Annotated in this window: 20 protein-coding genes and 1 tRNA gene; 11 read left to right on the top strand and 10 right to left on the bottom strand. The window is 62.7% G+C overall.

Features of this window, described 5'->3' with window-relative positions; all coding sequences use genetic code 11:
* The first annotated feature begins 9 nt into the window (after nucleotides 1-9).
* The 3 genes from KB554_RS08720 to KB554_RS08730 all read left to right on the top strand — a co-directional run bounded on the left by KB554_RS08720 (nucleotide 10) and on the right by KB554_RS08730 (nucleotide 3,933).
* Nucleotides 10-1,230: a DUF4876 domain-containing protein gene (locus KB554_RS08720; RefSeq protein ID WP_211035640.1), complete on the top strand. Its 1,221-nt coding sequence runs from the start codon at nucleotides 10-12 to the stop codon at nucleotides 1,228-1,230.
* Nucleotides 1,231-1,396: 166 nt separating this feature from the next.
* Nucleotides 1,397-3,505 (top strand): M6 family metalloprotease domain-containing protein, encoded by a 2,109-nt coding sequence (locus KB554_RS08725; protein WP_211035642.1) that lies wholly within the window; start codon nucleotides 1,397-1,399, stop codon nucleotides 3,503-3,505.
* A gap of 5 nt (nucleotides 3,506-3,510) precedes the next feature.
* The gene (locus KB554_RS08730; RefSeq protein WP_211035643.1) at nucleotides 3,511-3,933 is read left to right on the top strand and encodes a hypothetical protein; all 423 of its coding nucleotides are present in this window, start codon (nucleotides 3,511-3,513) and stop codon (nucleotides 3,931-3,933) included.
* Nucleotides 3,934-4,069: 136 nt separating this feature from the next.
* Here KB554_RS08730 and KB554_RS08735 read toward each other — a convergent pair whose 3' ends face one another.
* The 3 genes from KB554_RS08735 to uvrC form a co-directional block, all read right to left on the bottom strand.
* On the bottom strand, nucleotides 4,070-4,333 hold the full coding sequence (locus KB554_RS08735) for a DUF418 domain-containing protein (protein ID WP_211035645.1): 264 nt from the start codon (nucleotides 4,331-4,333) through the stop codon (nucleotides 4,070-4,072).
* 3 nt (nucleotides 4,334-4,336) lie between these two features.
* Nucleotides 4,337-4,420, bottom strand: a tRNA-Leu gene (locus tag KB554_RS08740).
* Between the two features lie 261 nt (nucleotides 4,421-4,681).
* Entirely contained in the window at nucleotides 4,682-6,505 is a 1,824-nt protein-coding gene (uvrC, locus tag KB554_RS08745; RefSeq protein WP_141429053.1) for an excinuclease ABC subunit UvrC, read from the bottom strand.
* Between the two features lie 119 nt (nucleotides 6,506-6,624).
* Between uvrC and KB554_RS08750 the strand changes: the two genes are divergently transcribed.
* Together KB554_RS08750 and KB554_RS08755 are read left to right on the top strand one after the other, a co-directional pair.
* Entirely contained in the window at nucleotides 6,625-7,548 is a 924-nt protein-coding gene (locus KB554_RS08750) for a hypothetical protein (RefSeq protein ID WP_141429051.1), read from the top strand.
* A gap of 16 nt (nucleotides 7,549-7,564) precedes the next feature.
* Entirely contained in the window at nucleotides 7,565-8,935 is a 1,371-nt protein-coding gene (locus KB554_RS08755; protein ID WP_211035647.1) for a DUF5723 family protein, read from the top strand.
* Between the two features lie 359 nt (nucleotides 8,936-9,294).
* Here KB554_RS08755 and KB554_RS08760 read toward each other — a convergent pair whose 3' ends face one another.
* Nucleotides 9,295-10,110, bottom strand: coding sequence for a patatin-like phospholipase family protein (locus KB554_RS08760; RefSeq protein ID WP_232522858.1), 816 nt, complete (start codon nucleotides 10,108-10,110; stop codon nucleotides 9,295-9,297).
* A gap of 141 nt (nucleotides 10,111-10,251) precedes the next feature.
* A complete protein-coding gene (locus KB554_RS08765; RefSeq protein ID WP_211035649.1) occupies nucleotides 10,252-10,788 on the bottom strand; it encodes a 5-formyltetrahydrofolate cyclo-ligase in 537 nt (178 codons plus the stop codon).
* Nucleotides 10,789-10,907: 119 nt separating this feature from the next.
* Between KB554_RS08765 and KB554_RS08770 the strand changes: the two genes are divergently transcribed.
* Genes KB554_RS08770 through KB554_RS08780 form a run of 3 tightly spaced genes read left to right on the top strand, consistent with a single transcriptional unit; the run spans nucleotide 10,908 to nucleotide 14,368 of the window.
* A complete protein-coding gene (locus KB554_RS08770; RefSeq protein ID WP_141429045.1) occupies nucleotides 10,908-11,606 on the top strand; it encodes a succinate dehydrogenase cytochrome b subunit in 699 nt (232 codons plus the stop codon).
* 32 nt (nucleotides 11,607-11,638) lie between these two features.
* The gene (locus tag KB554_RS08775; RefSeq protein ID WP_141429042.1) at nucleotides 11,639-13,585 is read left to right on the top strand and encodes a fumarate reductase/succinate dehydrogenase flavoprotein subunit; all 1,947 of its coding nucleotides are present in this window, start codon (nucleotides 11,639-11,641) and stop codon (nucleotides 13,583-13,585) included.
* Between the two features lie 39 nt (nucleotides 13,586-13,624).
* Nucleotides 13,625-14,368, top strand: a complete 744-nt coding sequence (locus KB554_RS08780; RefSeq protein WP_141429041.1) for a succinate dehydrogenase/fumarate reductase iron-sulfur subunit — start codon at nucleotides 13,625-13,627, stop codon at nucleotides 14,366-14,368.
* Between the two features lie 97 nt (nucleotides 14,369-14,465).
* Here the strand turns inward: KB554_RS08780 and KB554_RS08785 are convergent, their stop codons facing one another.
* From KB554_RS08785 to fsa, 5 genes are all read right to left on the bottom strand, one after another.
* Nucleotides 14,466-14,948 carry a DUF4252 domain-containing protein gene (locus tag KB554_RS08785; RefSeq protein ID WP_211035651.1) on the bottom strand — a complete coding sequence of 161 codons (483 nt, stop codon included), beginning with the start codon at nucleotides 14,946-14,948 and terminating at the stop codon, nucleotides 14,466-14,468.
* A 12-nt stretch (nucleotides 14,949-14,960) separates the two neighbouring features.
* Nucleotides 14,961-15,830 carry an outer membrane beta-barrel protein gene (locus tag KB554_RS08790; RefSeq protein ID WP_211035653.1) on the bottom strand — a complete coding sequence of 290 codons (870 nt, stop codon included), beginning with the start codon at nucleotides 15,828-15,830 and terminating at the stop codon, nucleotides 14,961-14,963.
* A 12-nt stretch (nucleotides 15,831-15,842) separates the two neighbouring features.
* Entirely contained in the window at nucleotides 15,843-16,373 is a 531-nt protein-coding gene (locus KB554_RS08795) for a hypothetical protein (protein WP_211035655.1), read from the bottom strand.
* A complete protein-coding gene (locus tag KB554_RS08800) occupies nucleotides 16,348-16,866 on the bottom strand; it encodes an RNA polymerase sigma factor (protein ID WP_141429034.1) in 519 nt (172 codons plus the stop codon). Before KB554_RS08800 ends, KB554_RS08795 begins: the two co-directional genes overlap by 26 nt.
* A 139-nt stretch (nucleotides 16,867-17,005) precedes the next feature.
* Nucleotides 17,006-17,662: a fructose-6-phosphate aldolase gene (gene fsa, locus KB554_RS08805; protein ID WP_211035657.1), complete on the bottom strand. Its 657-nt coding sequence runs from the start codon at nucleotides 17,660-17,662 to the stop codon at nucleotides 17,006-17,008.
* A 292-nt stretch (nucleotides 17,663-17,954) separates the two neighbouring features.
* Here fsa and KB554_RS08810 point away from each other — a divergent pair, with 292 nt between their 5' ends.
* Genes KB554_RS08810 through KB554_RS08820 form a run of 3 tightly spaced genes read left to right on the top strand, consistent with a single transcriptional unit; the run spans nucleotide 17,955 to nucleotide 19,053 of the window.
* Entirely contained in the window at nucleotides 17,955-18,497 is a 543-nt protein-coding gene (locus KB554_RS08810; RefSeq protein WP_211035659.1) for a PspC domain-containing protein, read from the top strand.
* 6 nt (nucleotides 18,498-18,503) lie between these two features.
* Nucleotides 18,504-18,713 carry a PspC domain-containing protein gene (locus tag KB554_RS08815; RefSeq protein WP_141429030.1) on the top strand — a complete coding sequence of 70 codons (210 nt, stop codon included), beginning with the start codon at nucleotides 18,504-18,506 and terminating at the stop codon, nucleotides 18,711-18,713.
* Nucleotides 18,714-18,717: 4 nt separating this feature from the next.
* Nucleotides 18,718-19,053, top strand: coding sequence for a PadR family transcriptional regulator (locus KB554_RS08820; RefSeq protein WP_141429028.1), 336 nt, complete (start codon nucleotides 18,718-18,720; stop codon nucleotides 19,051-19,053).
* The last annotated feature ends 7 nt before the right edge of the window (nucleotides 19,054-19,060 follow it).

The raw sequence follows: 19,060 nt of genomic DNA on the forward strand, positions 1-19,060 counted from the left end.
AACAAACGTATGAAAAAACTGATCTACATGCTGGCGGCGGCCGCCCTCGTCTCGGCCGGCGCCGTATCCTGCTCGGATGAGAAAACCGACGATCCCGTGGAACCCGTAACGGTATCGTCCTCGATGCGTCTGAACGGCGGCAACGTACTGGTGAACGTTCCGGAGGCGGATTTCGACGTCTCGATCCCGGACGAGGCGAGCTCGTGGGTGGGCGTAAACGAAGCCGAAACGGAGGGCAGGACGCTGGTGCTCGAAGTGGCCAAAAACGAAACGGGCGCCGAACGGCAGACGACCGTGACCGTGACGCGCAAGGGCCGGAGCGACCTGCTGGCCACGGTGACGATCAAACAGAGCAACGTGGCCGCAAAGAACGGCGAGTTCGTCATCGAGGAGATCTACTTCACGGGCACGGCGCTGCCCGAGACCGGAAGCCCCGACAAATATCAGGGCGACCAATACATCAAAATCCGCAACAACACGGACGAGGACCTCTATGCCGACGGCATGCTGCTGATCCTGCAAAGCTCGGTGCTCTCCAACATGGAGGGCGAGATCCCCGCAGCGGTCGATTTCCGCGAAGAGTATTGCGCCGGACAGGCCTTCTACGCCATTCCGGGCAGCGGCCGCGACGTACCGGTCAAGGCCGGCGAATCGCTGATTATCGTCAATAACGCCCAGAACCACCTCGAGAGCAACCCCGACTCGTGGGACGCCACGACCGCCGACTTCGAGTGGTACGACGAATCGTCGAACGAAAACTTCCTGGACACCGACAACCCGGCCGTTCCCAATCTCGACAAATGGTATGCCCAGACGCTGACCGTGCACAGCCTGCACAACCGGGGCGCCTACGGCATCGCGATCGCCATGCCTCCCGCAGGCACGACCGGCGAACAGTTCCTGCAGGACCACCCGATCGGCGACGGATACTACTATATCTTCCACTCGCCGAACGGCTCCGACTACGAAATGCCCATCAAGGGCTACTTCGTTCCCAACGAGTGGGTGCTCGACGCCGTGAACACGGGCGGACGCAACACCTTCGGCATGGCTCCCTGGGGCACATCGCTCGATGCGGGCTACACCTGGTGCGGCACGGAGGATTCGGACCCCGACCGGTTCAACAAGTCGGTGATCCGCAAGACCGGCGCCGACGGCAAACTCGTCGATACGAACAACTCGTCGAACGACTTCACGCCGAACACGACACCTTCGCTGCTGGCGAAATAGAGGCTCCGGGCACACCGAGGGACCCGTCCGGTCCCCCGGCGCGCATCCGGCGAAAAGAGACGGCAAACCGATCCGCGCGATCGGTTTGCTTTTTCAAAATTAAAGAGTTACCTTTATACGCATGATCCGGTCCTCCCGGACAATCGCTCACCCTTAACGACATGCCATGCAACGCCACATTCTCCCATTCGCACTGATGCTTTCGGCGCTGACGCTCGGCCGCGCACCGGTCCGGGGCGTACCGGCCTACCCCCGCCCGGTGCGCATCACCCAAAGCGACGGCTCGCAACTGCTCGTCCGCATCGTCGGCGACGAGCGTTACCACTATTTCCTCTCCGAAGAGGGCTACACGCTCACGGGCGGCGCGGACGGCGATCTTTACTACGCCTCGCGCAACGCCGAGGGGCGGCTTGTTCCCACGCAGGTAAAGGCCCGACCGGTCGGTGCGCTTTCGGCCGGAGAACGCGCCCTCGTCGCCAAACTGGGTCCCGGGCTCAAACCGACCTACGTGCGCACGATGGAACGCCCCGCCCGACTGCAATCCCCTGCCACCCCGGACGAAGCGGCCGCCGCCGAGGGCAAACCCTCCGCACCGCGCCGAATCTCCTCCGCGACGACCGTCGGAAAGCTCCGGTCGCTGATCCTGCTCGTGGAGTTTCCCGACCGAACGTTCGTATCGGGCAGCGCGCAGCAGGACTTCCACGACCTGCTCATGCAGGACAATTACAGCGTAAACGGCGCCACGGGCAGCGCATGGAACTACTACCACGACAACTCCAACGGACGCTTCGACCCGGAATTCGTCGTCGCGGGCCCCTACCGCGCCTCCCGCGAGGCGGCCTACTACGCCGGATCGGACGGGACGGACAACACCCCGGAACTGATCGTCGAGACATGCCGTCTGGCCGACGACGAAATCGACTTCTCGCAGTTCGCCGACGACGGCGTGATCCGCGACGTCTTCGTGTTCTACGCGGGACACAACCAGGCCGAGACGGCCGACCCGCAGACGATCTGGCCACACCGGTGGGACGTGCAGGGCGACCCGCGCTACCGGAATGTCCTGCTGGACGGAGTGCAGCTCGCAGGCTACGCCTGCTCGTCGGAACTGAACGCCGACCGCGTGATGGCCGGCATCGGGACCTTCTGCCACGAATTCGGCCACGTGCTCGGCTGGCCCGACTTCTACGACACGGACTATGCGGGCTCGGGCGGCAACGCCCCGGCGCTCGAATCGTATTCGCTCATGTGCAGCGGCAGCTACAACAACGACGGACGCACGCCCCCGGCACTCAACATCCTGGAGCGCTGGATGGTCGGATGGGCCGAACCGGAGGAGATCGCCGACGGGGGCGATCTGGAGCTGGGGCCCGTCACCAACGACGAAGGATACCTCGTGCGTACGCCGACCGACAACGACTATTTCCTGCTCGAAAGCCGCGATCCGGCGGGCAACAAGTGGGACCGGCACATCCCCGACGTCGGAGAGGGCGGGATGCTCGTTTACCACGTGGACTACACACCGGCATACGCCTCCAGGTGGCACACGGGCAACTCGCTGAACTGCAACCCGGGCCACGAGTGCATGAAACTCGTGCGGTCGGTTCCGTCCTCCTACGGAACGCAGAGCGCCGGACGGACCTTTTTCCCGGGAACGGACGACGTCCGGAGCCTCTCTCCGGGCAGCAACAGGCACTACGTCTCCTGGAAGAACGAAGCGCCCGGCGCGGCGTTCGGCGAGATCGAACGCTCCGGCGGACATATCCGGATGAAGGCCAGGAAGACCGCCGCACTCGAAATCACGGCCGAAGCCCGGCAGTACGACGCCCTGCTGACGTGGGACGGCGCTCCCGAAAGCGAATGGAAGGTAAGCTGGGGCCGGTCGGGAAGGACGGAAGGCGAACGGACCGTGCGCGGAAACGCCCTCCACATCGGCGGCCTGCTGCCCGCTATGACCTATTCGGCGACCGTCACGCTCCTCTCGGACGAGAGTTCCAGCAGCCGGACGCTGTCGTTCACGACCTCGCCCATCTCCACGCAGAACGGCGTGCATATCGCCGTGCCGGCCGACGGATTCTCGCACGACCGGCCCGTCGCGCTGAGCGTCCTCGACTACCCCCGCCGGATGGAAAGCGTCGCATGGTACATCGACGGAGAGCGGACCGAGGAGACCTACGTCACGCTCCCGGCCGGGGAACACCGTCTGACGGCCGTCGTCACCGAAGCCGAAAGCGGCTCGGAGCAGTACCTCATCAAATACATCACCGTAAAATGAACGCCATGAAAATCGGAAAATTCCTGCTTCCCGCCCTGCTGCTCACCGCGGGAGGTGGTTGCTCGAAAGATACCTCCGACGAAGAGCTCAGGACCCAGCGCAAGGCGCTGCTCACGGCCGAGACGCCCGGCGTCTATCGCAACGGCAAGCCCGTGTTCCTCTTCGACCGGGAGAGCCACCAGTTGCTCGCCGACCCGTCGCAATGCCTTTTCCGCATTCAGGACGACGAGGGACGGCAGTACGTCTCCCTCCGGCTGGAGGCGATGCCTGCCGAGGGCGAGAAAAGCGCCGCGACGATCTCGGAGAACATGGAACTGGGTCTGGGCGACGCAGGCTACATGGCGTCGGTCGGCTCGGACGGGGAGTATCTCCGCCTCTGGTCGGACCAGACGCGCATCGGATTCGTCTTTCCGCGCGTCATGCCGTAACGCGCGACGCGAGCCGGAAACGAGCGAAACGTTTGCCGCAAACGCACGCAAGGCGGCGACATTTGCGGCAGACAGGCGGACCGGCCGCCTGCGACAAAGCACCCGGCAGAAGAGAGGAACGGCCGGAAACTCCGGCTCACCGAGCCGACGGCCGCCACGACATGCGTGTCCCCGTCCGCCACAGCCGTTCCACAGGACCGAAACGGAACCGTCGCAGCCAGCGGTGGCTCAGCGCGATCTGCTCCGTCGTACAGGCCAGACAGGCCGCAACGCTGAAAAAGACGCCCGGACACTCCCGGTCCGGACCGGCCGCAAAATGTCCCCGGCCGCGGATTCCGTCGCAGAACGGCAGAAACGAAACTTCCGGACAGTCGTTTTTCGACTGTCCGGAAGTTTTCATCTGTACCCGGAGCCGGGGTCGAACCGGCACGACATTGCTGTCATTGGTGTTTGAGACCAACGCGTCTACCGATTCCGCCATCCGGGCAGTGTCGCCTGCGCAGGCGGATCGTTCCGCCTCCGACGCATACGCGATGAATCGGGAGGACAAAGATAAGGGATTTTCGCAACTTTTCAAAAAATAAGCCGATTTTTCCCGAAGGGAACCTCCGCACGGCCGCAATCGAGTTGCCGGGAACCGGCCGCGACCCGGCCGGCAACGCCCGGAAACAACCGCTTCCGGCAACCTCCACACCGGATATTCGGAGGGGGGGGGACGGACAGCACACGGCGGACGGAAATCCGGGGACTACCGCCCGAAATACGCCAGGATCTTCTTCGCCTTCGCCGGACCGACGAGCGCCGACAGCTCTTCGGCCGGGGCCGTGCGGACCTTCTCCACCGTGCGGAAATGGCGCAGAAGCGTTCGGATCGTCCGTTCGCCCACCCCTTCGATCCGCTCCAGTTCGCTATGGATAAAGTCCTTGCTGCGTTTCTGACGGTGGAACGAGACGGCGAAACGGTGCACTTCGTCCTGGATATGCGTCAGGAAATGGAAGAGCGGCGAGGTGGGGCGCACGCCGACCAGTAGCGGCGGAAAACCGCAGTAGAGTTCGGAAGTGCGGTGGCGGTCGTCCTTGGCCAGTCCGGCGATGGGAATGTCCAGCCCCAGCCGCTCCAGCACCTCATGGATCACCCCCATCTGCCCCTTGCCGCCGTCGGCGATAACGAGGTCGGGCAACTCGGCCCCCTCGGCCATGAGGCGCGTATAACGCCGGAAGACCACCTCGCGCATCGAAGCGTAGTCGTCGGGGCCCTCGACGGTCCTGATATTGAAATGACGGTACTCCTTGCGGGAGGGTTTCCCGTCGCGGAACACCACGCACGAAGCCACCGGATGCGCCCCCTGCAAATTCGAGTTGTCGAAACACTCGATATGCCGCGGCGGACGGTCGAGACGCAGCTCCTTCTGCAAGGCGTTCAGCAGCCGTTCGGTGTAGCGCTCGGGATTCCGGATTTCGAGATTCCTGAGCTGCTCGGCACGGTAGATACGGGCACTCTTGCGCGAAAACTCCAGCAGGTCGAGCTTCTCGCCCCGCTTGGGCACGGTGAAGGTCACGCCGTCGAAGAGCAGCGTCGTCGAGGGCAGGAACGGCACGATCACCTCGCGGGCCAGCTCGCCCCCGGCAATGTGTTCGACGATATGCTGTATGGCCAGCGTCAGCATGTCGCGCTCGTCGGCTCCCACGCCCGTCGAGAGTTTCACCGTCGAGACGCCCACCACCGAGCCGTGGCGGATGCGCACGAAGTTGCACCACGCCGCGTCGTCGTCCGGCAGCAGCGAGAAGACATCGACATCGACGATCCGCGCGCTGACGATCACCGACCGACCGGCGTAGTTGTCCAGCGCGTCGAGCCGCTGCTTGTAGCGCTGCGCCGCCTCGAAGCGCAGCTCCCCCGCCGCACGTTCCATCTCCCCTTCGAGATACTGCCGCACGGGGCGCAGATCGCCGCGGAGCACCGAGACGACCAGCTCCACCTGCCGGGCGTACTCCTCCTCGCTCTGCAAACCGACGCAGGGCCCCTTGCAGTTGCCCAGATGGTATTGCAGGCAGACCGAATAGCGTCCCCGGGCGATCTGTTCGGGCGAAAGATTGAGTTTGCACGTACGCAGCGGGACCACCTCGCGGATGAAGTCCAGCACGCTGCGCTGCATCATCACCGACCCGTAGGGACCAAAGTACTGCGAGCCGTCGCGCAGCAGCGTGCGCGTGGACTGCACGCGGGGAAACGCCTCGCGCCGCACGACGATCCACGGATAGGTCTTGTCGTCCTTGAGCAGGATGTTGTAACGCGGCTGGAGGCTCTTTATCAGGGAGTTTTCGAGCAGCAGGGCATCCGTCTCGCTCCCGACGACGATGTGACGGACGGCGGCGATCTGGCGGACCAGCACCCGCACCTTCGCGCTGTGCTCCTTCGACTGCACGAAATAGGACGAAACGCGCTTGCGCAGGCTCTTGGCCTTGCCCACGTAGATAACCGTCCCGCGGCGGTCCACGAACTGATAGACGCCGGGCGAGAGCGGCAGCAGAGCCACCTGCTCCTTCAGATCGGATTTCTCGGATGCGGCCATAGACGCTGCAAATGTAACAAATATCCCGCAAAGACGGACCGCATATACAAAAACGTCCGATATTTTGTTTTATTTATCGGAACTTTCTACCTTTGCGCCCGAAATCAACACTTGTCCCTATGAGAACCCTTTCCCTGTTGCTCCTCTCCGGAGCGCTCATGACGGCGTGTGTCGATCGGGATTACGATTTGAGCGACCTCGATTTCGACAACGTCGCCATCGGCGACGAAAATTCCGAATTCCGGATTCCGCTCGCCACCGTGCAGGTTTCGATGGATGAAATCGCCGAAAACGGCGTGAACATCGAAGCGATCTTCCGGGAAGCCGACATCTGGCTGCCCTCTTCCGAAAAGGAAGTGAACCTCCCCGCCCTGACCGGCGACTCCGATTACCGCGACGGTCTTATCGGAAATACGATCGCCGAAATGCGGCAGAACCCGGAGAAGCTGGACGGAGTGGTCCGGCTGACCTACGAGAAATACTACGACGAGTTCGCCGGAGCGATCGGCATCGAAGAGTCCGGCATTCCGCTCGAAGAGTACACCGAGGCTTTCAAGACGGCGCTCGAGCTCTCCGCCGACGAAATCGAAACCCGGATCAAGCAGGTCGCCTCGGACTACCTCAGAACCATCGACATCGAACCGGTGGAGTACGAAATCGGGCATATCGACCTCGACGACGAGGTGATCGACATGCTCTCCGACAACCTCGACCCGGAGGGTACGCCCGATGCCAAGAATACGCTGCACATCTACGGCTCGATCTCGAGCCGTCTGCCGGTGACGATGCGGCTCGAACCGGTATTCCTGCCCTCCGACGTCGCATTCGAAATCACGGTGGACGCCACGAAGGAGGAGAACGCCATTCCCTCAACGCAGCTCTACGCCGACGACCTGCGGCAGATCGTGGACGGAGCCACGATCCGCATTCCCATCGCGCTCGAAATCTATTACCGAGACCGCGGCTTCGACAACTCCGCGAAACAGCAAATCACCATCGACCTGCGGCTCGTAAAACGCGGCGGTCTGAAACTCGACATCTGATAAAAGCGCACCGAACATGAAAAAAATCCGCATCTTACTGGCGGCGCTTCTCGTAACGGTCGGCGCCGCAGCCCAGAACCCCTCGTCCTACTTCATGGAAGGCTCGACCTTCCGCAGCCAGCTCAACCCGGCCTTCGCACCGCAGCGCGGCTACGTGAACTTCCCCGTGCTGGGAGGCATCCAGGTCGGCATGAGCGGCAACATCTCGCTCGACAAGATCTTCTATCCCCGCGACGGGAAACTCGTGACGCTGCTCGACAGCTCCGTATCGGCCGCCGAGGCGCTTTCGGGCCTCAAGGACAAAAACCTGCTGGGGGCGGACACCCGCATCAACGTCATCGGATTCGGCGCCTACACGAAAAACCGCAAGAATTTCTGGTCGTTCGACCTCAACGTGCGGGCCAACGCCGAAGCCAACATCCCCTACTCGCTCTTCGACTTCATCAAGAACGGGCAGGAGGGGCGCATCAGCGACATCGGCGTAATCAGCGACTCCTACCTCGAGGCGGCCTTCTCCTATTCGTTCCCGCTGCTCGACGACCGCCTCTACGTCGGCGTGCGCGGCAAGTTCCTCGCCGGAATCGTCCGCGCGAAGTCCAACTTCAACCGCTTCGACGTATCGCTGAACGAGGACCGCTGGGCCGTCGAGGCCGACGGATCGCTCGACATTTCGGCCGCCGGGCTGGAGGCCACGACCGAGATGAACGACAGCGGCGAGATGGTTTACACATTCGACGACATCGACTTCAAGCCCACCAGCCCGACGGGTTACGGTTTCGCCGTCGATCTGGGCGCCACGTACGACATCCTGCCCGACCTGCAGGCTTCGCTGGCGATCAACGACCTGGGCTTCATCGGCTGGGGCAAGGGCAACACCCTTTCGGGCCGTTCGGTCAAGAACATGGAGTTCACGGGCGTCACCGTGGACGGCGAGGGCACGAGCTCGCAGCCCGACTTCAACCTCGACGTACTCGAATTCCAGAAGCAGGAGGCCAGCAGCGCGACGCGCATGCTGCGCGCCACGGTGAACGCCGGGCTCGAATACAAGATGTGGCAGAACCGCGCCAGCGTGGGCCTGCTCTACACGATGCGCTTCTGGGAATACAAGACGCTGCACAACATCACCGGGTCGGTCAATTTCCGCCCGATCGACTGGTTCCACCTCACGGGCAGCTACACGGTGATCGGCAACAACGGCGGCGCACTCGGCCTGGCGCTGAACCTCTGTCCGGGCTGGATCAATTTCTTCGTCGCCACCGACGTCCTGATGGCCAAGCACACCCCGCAGTGGATTCCGATCCGGCAAAGTTCGATGAACGTCACGCTCGGACTCGGCTTCCCGATCGGCAAGCGCGGCCACCGCGGCTGCCGCGACTACCTCCGCTGACGCGGCGCACATACGCCAAACCGGACGCCCGGACCCTCCGTAACGGAGAGTCCGGGCGTCCGCATAGACGATACGGGCCGCACGCATACCCCGGAAAGGGAACTCCGGAGCGGAAAAGGATACGGGTTTCGGCCTTTTGGGCGTACCCATATCACATTCAGGCAAAACAGTTGCGATTTCAGAATCTTTCTTTATCTTTGCCGCATAGGAATCCGGGAAGTTTTTCCGGAGTCGAAGACAACATTGCGGCGGTCCTCAAATCTGTGTGAAGTTGCGTCACTACTTATTTATTATTCTTTGAATTCTTCAAAAACGGACCGCCGCAATCTTTTTCCGATTTTAACAAAATCCATGCCATATCAGTCCCCGGCCGCACGGCGTTCGAGCGCCTCGCAGGTCGCCCGGCGCCCCGCTTCGACGATCTCCTCCGAACGGTAGAACTCGAACATGCTGAAGCTGTCGGCCGGCAGCTCCACGACGACGTCGGGCCGGTACAGCCGGCGCATCAGCCCCGCGATATGCTGCTGCATGATCTGCGACGAGGCGGTGAGCATCCGGTAATAGTTCAGCGACACCTTGCCGGCCGCCGGAGCCGCTGCGAACGGGGCGCAGACGTCCACGGCGATCAGCAGGTCGCCCTCCTCGCGCCGCACGCGGTTGAGCGGCAGCGGATTGACCGTGCCGCCGTCGATGAGCACCATGCCGTCGCGGCGCACGGGCCGGAAAACCGAAGGGATGGAAATCGACGCCCGGATGGCATCGTACAGCCCGCCGCTGTCGAGCACCACCTCGCGTCCGGTCAGCAGGTCGGCCGCCACGGCGGCGAACGGCAGCGGCATCCGTTCGATCCGCACGTCGGGAACCAGCTCCTTCATCGCCGCGATCACGCGGTCGCCCTTGACCAGTCCTTCGGAGCTGAAGGCGAAATCGACCAGGCTGAAGACCTTATAGCGGTCCAGCGCGCACATCCACTCCCGGAAAGGCTCCAGATGCCCCGCAGCGTACATGCCGCCGACCAGCGCCCCCATCGACGTTCCCGCCACGGCCGCGATCTCGAATCCCCGGCGCTCCAGCTCCCCGATCGCGCCGATATGCGCGATTCCCCGCGCTCCGCCGCCGCCCAGCACGAGCGCAACCCGGCGTTTTTTCGCTCCCATACCCTTCTCTCCTGTCATTTCAACGGTTGTTTTATCTTTCCGCACCGGCCGGAACACCCCGGTCGGGTCCGCGGTCCGGAACCTCCTGCCGCAATGTCCCGGACGCACTCCGCACGGCCGGCCATACCGTGCACGCTTCGTGCCGCGATACGCGGCGCCTCACTCCGCCACGACGCAGTCCACCGCCACGTCGTGCGGTTCGGAGGGCAGCTCCCCGACCAGTTGGTGCGCATAGCAGACCCCGACCGTCGCCCCGCGGAACTCCGCCTGCGAAAGATAACGGTCGTAATACCCCTTCCCGCGTCCCAACCGGACACCTCCGGCCGTGAAGGCCACCCCGGGAACCACCACGAGGTCGATCTCCCCGGGCGGACACGTCCGCGCCCCGGGCTCCGGCTCGGCGATGCCGAACGCCCCGCGCCGCAGCGCCGCCGGATCGCAGTCGCAGAAGCGCATGGCGTCGCCCTCGACGCGCGGCAGAACCAGCCGCTTCCCCGCCGCACGCCACCTCTCCGCCACTCCCCCGGTGTCCGGTTCGTCCGGCAGGGCCGAGAAGAGCGCCACCGTATGCGCCGCGGCGAAGGCCGGCAACTCCCCGACCCGGCCGAATATCCGCGCCGAGGCCACGGACCGCGCTTCGGCCCCGAGCGAAAGATTGCGCGCCTTCATCGTCCGGCGCAGCTCTTTTTTCGTCATACGAACCCTCCTTCCGGGCACAAAATTCCCGCCCGTTTTTGTTGTTATTCCGCGAACAATGGCTATCTTTGCCAACGGAAACACAAATCTTTAACAAATATAAACAAATTCAAAACATTATGAGCTGTTTTCTATCTAATTCCTCGCTTGGCAAGAAGTTAGTAATGAGCGTGACGGGATGCTTCCTCGTGCTCTTCATCCTCTTCCACATGTCGATGAACGTCACGGCGATCCTCTCGCCCGAAGCCTACAACACGATCTGCGAGCTGCTGGGCGCCAACTGGTACGCACTCGTCGGAACGGCCGTTCTGGCGCTGGGTGTCGTGGTGCACTTCATCTACGCCATCGTCCTCACGCTGAACAACTACCGCGCACGCGGCTCGCAGCGTTACGCTGTCACGGTGCAGGAGCCGGGCGTGACGTGGGCTTCGAAGAACATGCTCGTGCTGGGCGTCATCGTCCTGCTGGGCCTGCTGCTCCACCTCTACAACTTCTGGGCGAAGATGCAGCTCGTAGAGATTCTGGGCGGACACACCAACTCGCTGGGCTTCGGCGCGGCCGACGGTGCGTCGCTCATCGCCTACACCTTCTCGCAGTGGTACTACGTGGTGCTCTATCTCGTCTGGTTCGCCGCGCTGTGGTTCCACCTCACGCACGGCGTGTGGTCCATGTTCCAGACCGTAGGCTGGGCCAACGACACGTGGTATCCCCGTCTGAAGTGCATCGCCAATATCGTGGCGACGATCGTGTTCCTCGGGTTCGCTGCCGTGGTGCTCGTCTTCTTCCTCTGCCCCTGCATCGCAGGCGCCGCTTGCTAATCAATTCGTAGAACAACAAACACACAAACGATATGGCTTTAAAATTAGATGCTAAAATTCCTGCCGGTGCGCTCGCCGAGAAGTGGAGCAACCACAAGGCAGCTATCAAGGTCGTAAGCCCCGCCAACAAGCGCAAGCTCGACATCATCATCGTCGGAACCGGTCTGGGAGGCGCCTCCGCAGCCGCTTCGCTCGGCGAACTGGGCTACAACGTCAAGGTGTTCTGCATCCAGGATTCGCCCCGCCGCGCCCACTCGATCGCCGCACAGGGCGGTATCAACGCCGCGAAGAACTACCAGAACGACAACGACTCGATATACCGTCTGTTCTACGACACGATCAAGGGCGGCGACTACCGCGCCCGCGAGGCCAACGTCTACCGCCTGGCCGAGGTCTCGAACCTCATCATCGATCAGTGCGTGGCACAGGGCGTGCCCTTCGCCCGCGAGTACGGCGGCCTGCTGGCCAACCGTTCGTTCGGCGGCGCTCAGGTATCGCGCACCTTCTACGCCCGCGGCCAGACCGGCCAGCAGCTTCTGCTCGGCGCCTACGCGGCCCTGAACAAGGAGATCGCCGCCGGCTCGGTGAAGAGCTACCCGCGCCACGAGATGCTCGACATCGTCATCGAGGACGGCGAGGCGCGCGGCATCATCGCCCGCAACCTCGTGACGGGCGAGATCGAGCGCCACGGCGCGCACGCCGTCGTGATCGCCACGGGCGGCTACGGCAACGTCTTCTTCCTCTCGACCAACGCCATGGCGTCGAACGGCTCGGCCGCCTTCCAGTGCTACCGCAAGGGCGCCGGCTTCGCCAACCCCTGCTTCACGCAGATCCACCCCACGTGTATTCCCGTACACGGCGACCAGCAGTCGAAACTCACGCTCATGTCGGAGTCGCTGCGCAACGACGGCCGCATCTGGGTTCCCAAGAAGCTCGAGGACGTGAAGGCGATCCGTTCGGGAGCCAAGCAGCCTTCGGACATCGCCGAGGAGGACCGCGACTACTATCTGGAGCGCCGCTACCCGGCCTTCGGCAACCTCGTGCCGCGCGACGTGGCTTCGCGCGCCGCCAAGGAGCGCTGCGACGCCGGCTACGGCGTGAACGAGACGGGTCTGGCCGTGTTCCTCGACTTCAAGACCGCCATCGAGCGTCTGGGCAAGGACATCATCAAGCAGCGTTACGGCAACCTGTTCGACATGTACGAGGAGATCACCGACGTCAGCCCCTACGAGCAGCCGATGCAGATTTTCCCCGCCGTGCACTACACGATGGGCGGCATCTGGGTGGACTACAACCTGATGACCACCATCCCGGGCCTCTACGCCATCGGCGAGGCCAACTTCTCGGACCACGGCGCGAACCGTCTGGGCGCATCGGCCCTCATGCAGGGTCTCGCAGACGGCTATTTCGTGCTGCCCTACACCATCGGCGACTACCTCTCGCACAAGATCCAGGCTCCGAAAGTGAAGACCGACACCAAGGCCTTCGACGAGGCCGAGAAGGGCGTCCGGGAGAAGATCGCGAAACTCCTCTCGATCCAGGGCAAGCAGTCGGTGGACGACATCCACAAGAAGCTGGGCCACATCATGTGGGAGAACGTCGGCATGGCCCGCACGAAGGAGTCGCTCGAAAAGGCCATCACCGAAATCCAGGCCCTGCGCAAGGAGTTCTGGAAGGACGTGAAGGTGGTAGGCCGCGAAAACGAGTTTAACGTAGAGCTGGAGAAGGCGATCCGCCTGGCGGATTTCCTCGAGCTGGGCGAGCTGATGGCCCGCGACGCACTCAACCGCGAGGAGTCGTGCGGCGGCCATTTCCGCGTCGAGCACCAGACCGAAGAGGGCGAGGCGAAGCGCGACGACGAAAAGTTCGTCTATGCCGCCGTCTGGGAGTACAAGGGTATGGACCAGGCTCCGGAGCTGACCAAGGAGCCGCTGAATTTCGAGTTCGTACACCCCGCCCAGCGCAACTACAAGGACTAAATCCAATTGACGTTAAACTTTAATCATCGAATCGAAACCATGAATTTTACATTAAAGATATGGCGTCAAAAGGACGCTAAATCGAAAGGCGCATTCGAAACGTACAAGGTCGAGAACATTTCGGCCGACACCTCGTTCCTCGAGATGCTCGACATCCTGAACAACAACCTCATCCACGAGGGCAAGGAGCCCGTGGCCTTCGACCACGACTGCCGCGAGGGCATCTGCGGCATGTGCTCGCTGCACATCGACGGCCACGCGCACGGCCCCGGCCAGGCGGCCACCACGTGCCAGATCTACATGCGCAAGTTCAAGGACGGCGCGACCATCACCATCGAGCCGTGGCGCTCGGCGGCTTTCCCCGTCATCAAGGACCTCGTGGTGAACCGCTCGGCCTACGACCAGATCCTGCAAGCCGGAGGCTTCATCTCCGTACGCACGAACTCCGTGCCCGACGCAAACGCCATTCCGATTCCGAAGCCCGACGCCGACGAGTCGATGGACGCCGCCGCCTGCATCGGCTGCGGAGCGTGCGCCGCGACATGCAAGAACGGCTCGGCGATGCTCTTCGTCGCAGCCCGCGTGTCGTCGCTGGCCAAGCTGCCGCAGGGCCGCGTGGAGGGCGCCCGCCGCGCCAAGGCGATGGTCGCCAAGATGGACGAACTGGGATTCGGAAACTGCACCAACACGGGAGCCTGCCAGGCCGAATGCCCGAAATCCATCTCGATCGCGCATATCGCCCGTCTGAACCGCGAATTCCTCTCCGCGAAGTTCGAGGACTAAGTCCCGAACCGACGAAACCGAAAACACCCCGGCCGTTTCAGGCCGGGGTGTTTCTCTTAATGAAGTGCGCTCTGTTCCGGTCCGAAAACCGGAACCGTTACCGCTGCGGGCGGATCGACGAGAGCCGTGCGACCTGCTTGAGATCGAACTGCCCGTAGATGTTCACCGCGACGGTCTCCTTCGTGCCGTAGGTCAGCATCAGCAGCTCCGAATAGTAGTAGAACTCCGCCTCGCGCAGATAGAATTTCGTGGTCTGGCCCCCTTCGGTCTCCGACATCACCAGATGGAAGCGGTTGTCCGGAGCGGTCGCAAGGGCCTCGGCATCGGCGACGAACTGACCGCCGTCCCCCTTGTCGAGCGCCACGATCCGGATATACTGGATACCGGCCAGCAGTCCGGCCAGCCCTTCGTCGCCCTTTTCGGCGGCCTGCCGGCTCATCATCCGCATCATCTTCCGCTCCAACTGCACGCTGGTGAACCCTTCGGCCTTCGTATAACGGTCGAAAAACTTCCAGGAGACATTCTGCGCCTGCACCAGCATCGGCAGCGACGCCAGCAACAACAATACGATCCGTTTCATAGACACCTCCGTTTACATGAAGATACAGACACCGAACGACAGCGGGTGACAGGTCGGCCCGACACTGCTCCTGAAAAGCGGGGTGATGCCGTAGCGGACATAGACGCCGAAACCGCGGTAGGAGACCGCCCCGCCGATTCCGAACCGGAAGGGATTCACTCCGGACAGGCCGTTCTTCACCTTGGGTTTCTTGTAGATGGAATTGACCCCGACTGTGAAATCGCAGTAACCGACGACCGCGATGTTCAGATGGCGGACCGGCTCGTAGGAGAATTGCAGCGGGAAACCGAGCGACGTGATGCGCAGTTTCGACTTGCCGGCCGGCTCGTCCAGCGCCACGGGGACGATCCGGCCGTCCTCGCGCCCCAGCGTGATCGAATTGTTCGACAACCGGTAGTTATCGACCGTATAGCGCAGACCGGTCGAGAATCCGAATTTCCGTTTCCGGTCCAGGTCGATATCCAGACCGACCGGCGTGATGCCGAAGTGGAACGAATTGCCGGGCCGCACGTCGAGAAAATCCTCCGTTCCGGCCGGATAACCCGCATAGTCGAGACCGACCAGCGTGTTGAAACCCAGCTCGATGCCGTCGCAGAACACTCCGCACACGCGCGGATAGGATTTCACCTCGCGGTGTTTGCCCGTCTCCGTGTCGGAAGCCCGTCCGAGCGTCAGGCCGAACCCCGCCACCTCGAGAACCACGCTGCTGTCGTCGCTGCCGCGGCGCATGGTCACCAGCTCGTTCTCCACCTCCCCGATCGGCTCGCCCGCTCCGGCGGACGGCGGCTCCGGCAGAATACGCAGCGAATCGGCCTGCTGCGCCGTGGCGGAAAGCAGGGTACACAACAAAAAGAATCCGGTGAATGCCAATTTTTTGTCCATATATTCGGTTTTTTATCGGTTTTCCAACAGGTCGTCCACGATGCGGCCGGGCGATTCGAGTACGGCGAACGAACCGAGATAGGCCGTCGTCCGCATGGCGGTCTCCCGGTCATAGACCGCCCGTCCGTCGATATAGCAATAGGGCTCGCGCAGCAGTTCCACGCAGAGGAACGCTCCCAGCGCCACCGCCGCAGCCGCCGCGACGCCCCACCACGGCACGAACCGCCGCACGCTCCGCCGCACGCTCCGCCGAAGCGGCATCCCGGAACCGGGCATCCGGAGCTGCCGCCCGGCAGACCTGCTGCCCGACGGGACATGCGGCCGCTCCGCGGCAGACAGCCGCCCGACGGCCGTTCCCCGATCAACAGGCATCCGCTCTCCGGCCAGCGCATCCAGCCCTCCGAAGAGCACCCGCAACTCCTCCGTCATCCCGGAATCCCCCTCGCGGGACAGCTCGCGCAGCTCGCGTTCCTCGGCATCCGTCGTCCGGGCCTCGAAATAGCGCGCCGCCAGCTCCTCAATCCGTTTTCGTCGTTCGTTCATCGTCCATCCATTTTTTCAACGCCTCTCGCAGTCCGTGACGGGCGCGGGAGAGGATTACGCGCACCTGTGCTTCGTCGCAGCCGAGCATCCGGGCGATCTCGCAGGTCGGAACGCCCTCTATGTCCTTCAGGTGGAGCGTCTCCCGCTGCCGCTCGGGGAGGCAGGCCATCGCCCGCCGCACCAGCTCGCGGGCCTCCCACCGCTCGGCATCCTCCGCGGCGAAGCGATCCGTCCGGCAGGCCGCCGCCTCCCCGCGCCGCCGGTCGGCCTCGCGTCTGCGGAGGCTGTCGTAACAGCGGTTCCGCACGGCGGTCATCACGAAAGAGCCGACATCGCTCCGCACGCAGAGCCGTTCCCGTTCCCGCCAGAAGCGTTCCAGCAGATCGTGCACCACATCCTCCGCTTCGGCTGCGCACAGCAGCAGGCTCTGCGCATAGCGGAACATCCGGTCGCGAAGCGGCACGATATCTCGGTCGAAGTCCAACTCCTTCATTTGCACATAAGACGAAACGGAGGCGCGAAACGCAACATACGCCTGCAATTTTTCACATCTTTTCTCCGGAACGGACACGCAACGGGGCGGGGATCCGCCCGCGACATCCCCGCCCCTTCCGTCCCGTCCGCCCGGCGGGCTATCCGTTCACCCGGGCATGATCCGCCAGGAACTGCGCCAGCCCGCTCTCCGTGAGCGGATGGCGGAGCAGCCCCTTGATCGCCGAGAGCGGGCAGGTCGCCACATCGGCTCCGGCATCGAGACACTGGATGATATGGCGCGTGTGGCGGATCGAGGCCGCCAGCACCTGCGTCCGGAACCCGTAGGTCCGATAGACGCGGACGATATGCGCCACCAGCTCCACGCCGTCTTCCGAAATGTCGTCCAGACGGCCGACGAAAGGCGAAACGTAGGTAGCGCCCGCCTTGGCGGCCAGCAGCGCCTGCCCGACGGAGAAGACCAGCGTGCAGTTGGTGCGGATGCCCCGTTCGGCGAAATGGCGGACGGCGCGGATTCCCTCGGCCGTGCACGGCAGCTTGACGACGATATGCGGGTCGAGCGCCGCCAGCGCTTCGCCCTCGCGCACCATTCCTTCGAAATCCGTCGAGATCACCTCGGCGCTCACGTCGCCCTGCACGATCCGGCAGATTTCGACGTAATGGCGGCGGCACGCCTCCTCGCCCCGGATATTCTCCCGGGCCATCAACGACGGGTTGGTCGTCACCCCGTCGAGCACGCCCATCGCATGGGCCTCGCGAATCTGATCGAGATTCGCCGTATCGACAAAGAATTTCATCGTATTGCGGTAAGGTTTTAAGGTTTGGTCACTCCAAGATACGAAAAAATCCGATACGGCGGCCTTCCCGACACCGCTTTGCGACACGAAATGCCGCCGGTACGACGACATACCTATGTATAATTCATCATCCCCTTCGGAAATCTTCGGAAAGGCTCCGTGAAAAAAAATCGCATGCAAACGAAAAAATATAGTACTTTGCATTGCATAATACTTAAACAAGTATTATATTTGCAATGTAAAAATAGTAGAACCCGCAAAACAACAAACCTGCGACAATACCTTTACGACCATGAAAGAGACTGTTACCGTAAACATCGGCTCCGAAGCCTTCACGCTCGACGACGACGCCTGCCGCACGCTGCGGTGTTATCTGGACGACATCCGGAACCGTCTGCCGGAGGACGACACGGAGACGATGGGCGACATCGAGCGCCGCATCGCCGAAATCTTCCGCGAGCGGGTATCGTCGCCCATGCGGGTCATCACGCTCGACGTCGTGCGCGCCACGATGAACCAGATGGGCACTCCGGCCGCCTTCGGGGAACCGCGCCGCGACGCTGCGGCCGGAGCGTCGGAAAACGGCGATCCCGCGCCGAAAGAGGACGAAACGCCCTCCCCGCGCAAACTCTACCGCTCGCGGACCGAACGCTCGATCGCAGGAGTCTGCGGCGGACTGGGCGAATACTTCGACGCCGACCCGACGATGATCCGCCTCGTAACGCTGCTGCTGATTCTCTTCGGCGGCCTTTCGATCTGGGCCTACATCATCCTCTGGATCGTCATTCCCGAACAACCGGCACGCAAATTCACGCTCAACGACAAAAAACGATAAAACACAATGGCAACGAACGACAACAGGCGGTTATTCCGCTCGCAGGACAGCATCATCGCCGGCGTATGCGCCGGTCTGGCGGAATTTTTCGGACTCGACGTATCGCTGGTCCGCATCGCCACCCTCATTCTGATTCTTTTCGGCGGTCTCTCGCTCTGGGTTTACATCATCCTCTGGCTGATCGTGCCCAAGGCCCCGAAACGCTTAAACCCCTGAAACCATGGCCGAAGACAACGTAAAAGCGCAGATGCGCAAAGGAATCCTGGAGTATTGCATCCTCGCAATCCTCTCGCGCGGGGACTCGTATGCTCCGAAGATCATCGCCGAGCTCAAGGCGGCCGAGATGATCGTAGTCGAGGGTACGCTCTACCCGATTCTCACGCGGCAGAAGAACGCAGGCCTGCTGACCTACCGCTGGGAGGAGTCCCCGCAGGGACCTCCCCGAAAATACTATACCCTGACCGAGAAGGGCTGCGAGTACCTCCGCACGCTCGACGAGGCGTGGGACGAGCTCGTCGGACAGATTCAGGTCATCCGCCACGGGAAAAACGCATGAAAACGAC

It is taken from the genome of Alistipes sp. Marseille-P2263, assembly GCF_018101075.1.
Taxonomy (GTDB): Bacteria; Bacteroidota; Bacteroidia; order Bacteroidales; family Rikenellaceae; genus Alistipes; species Alistipes dispar.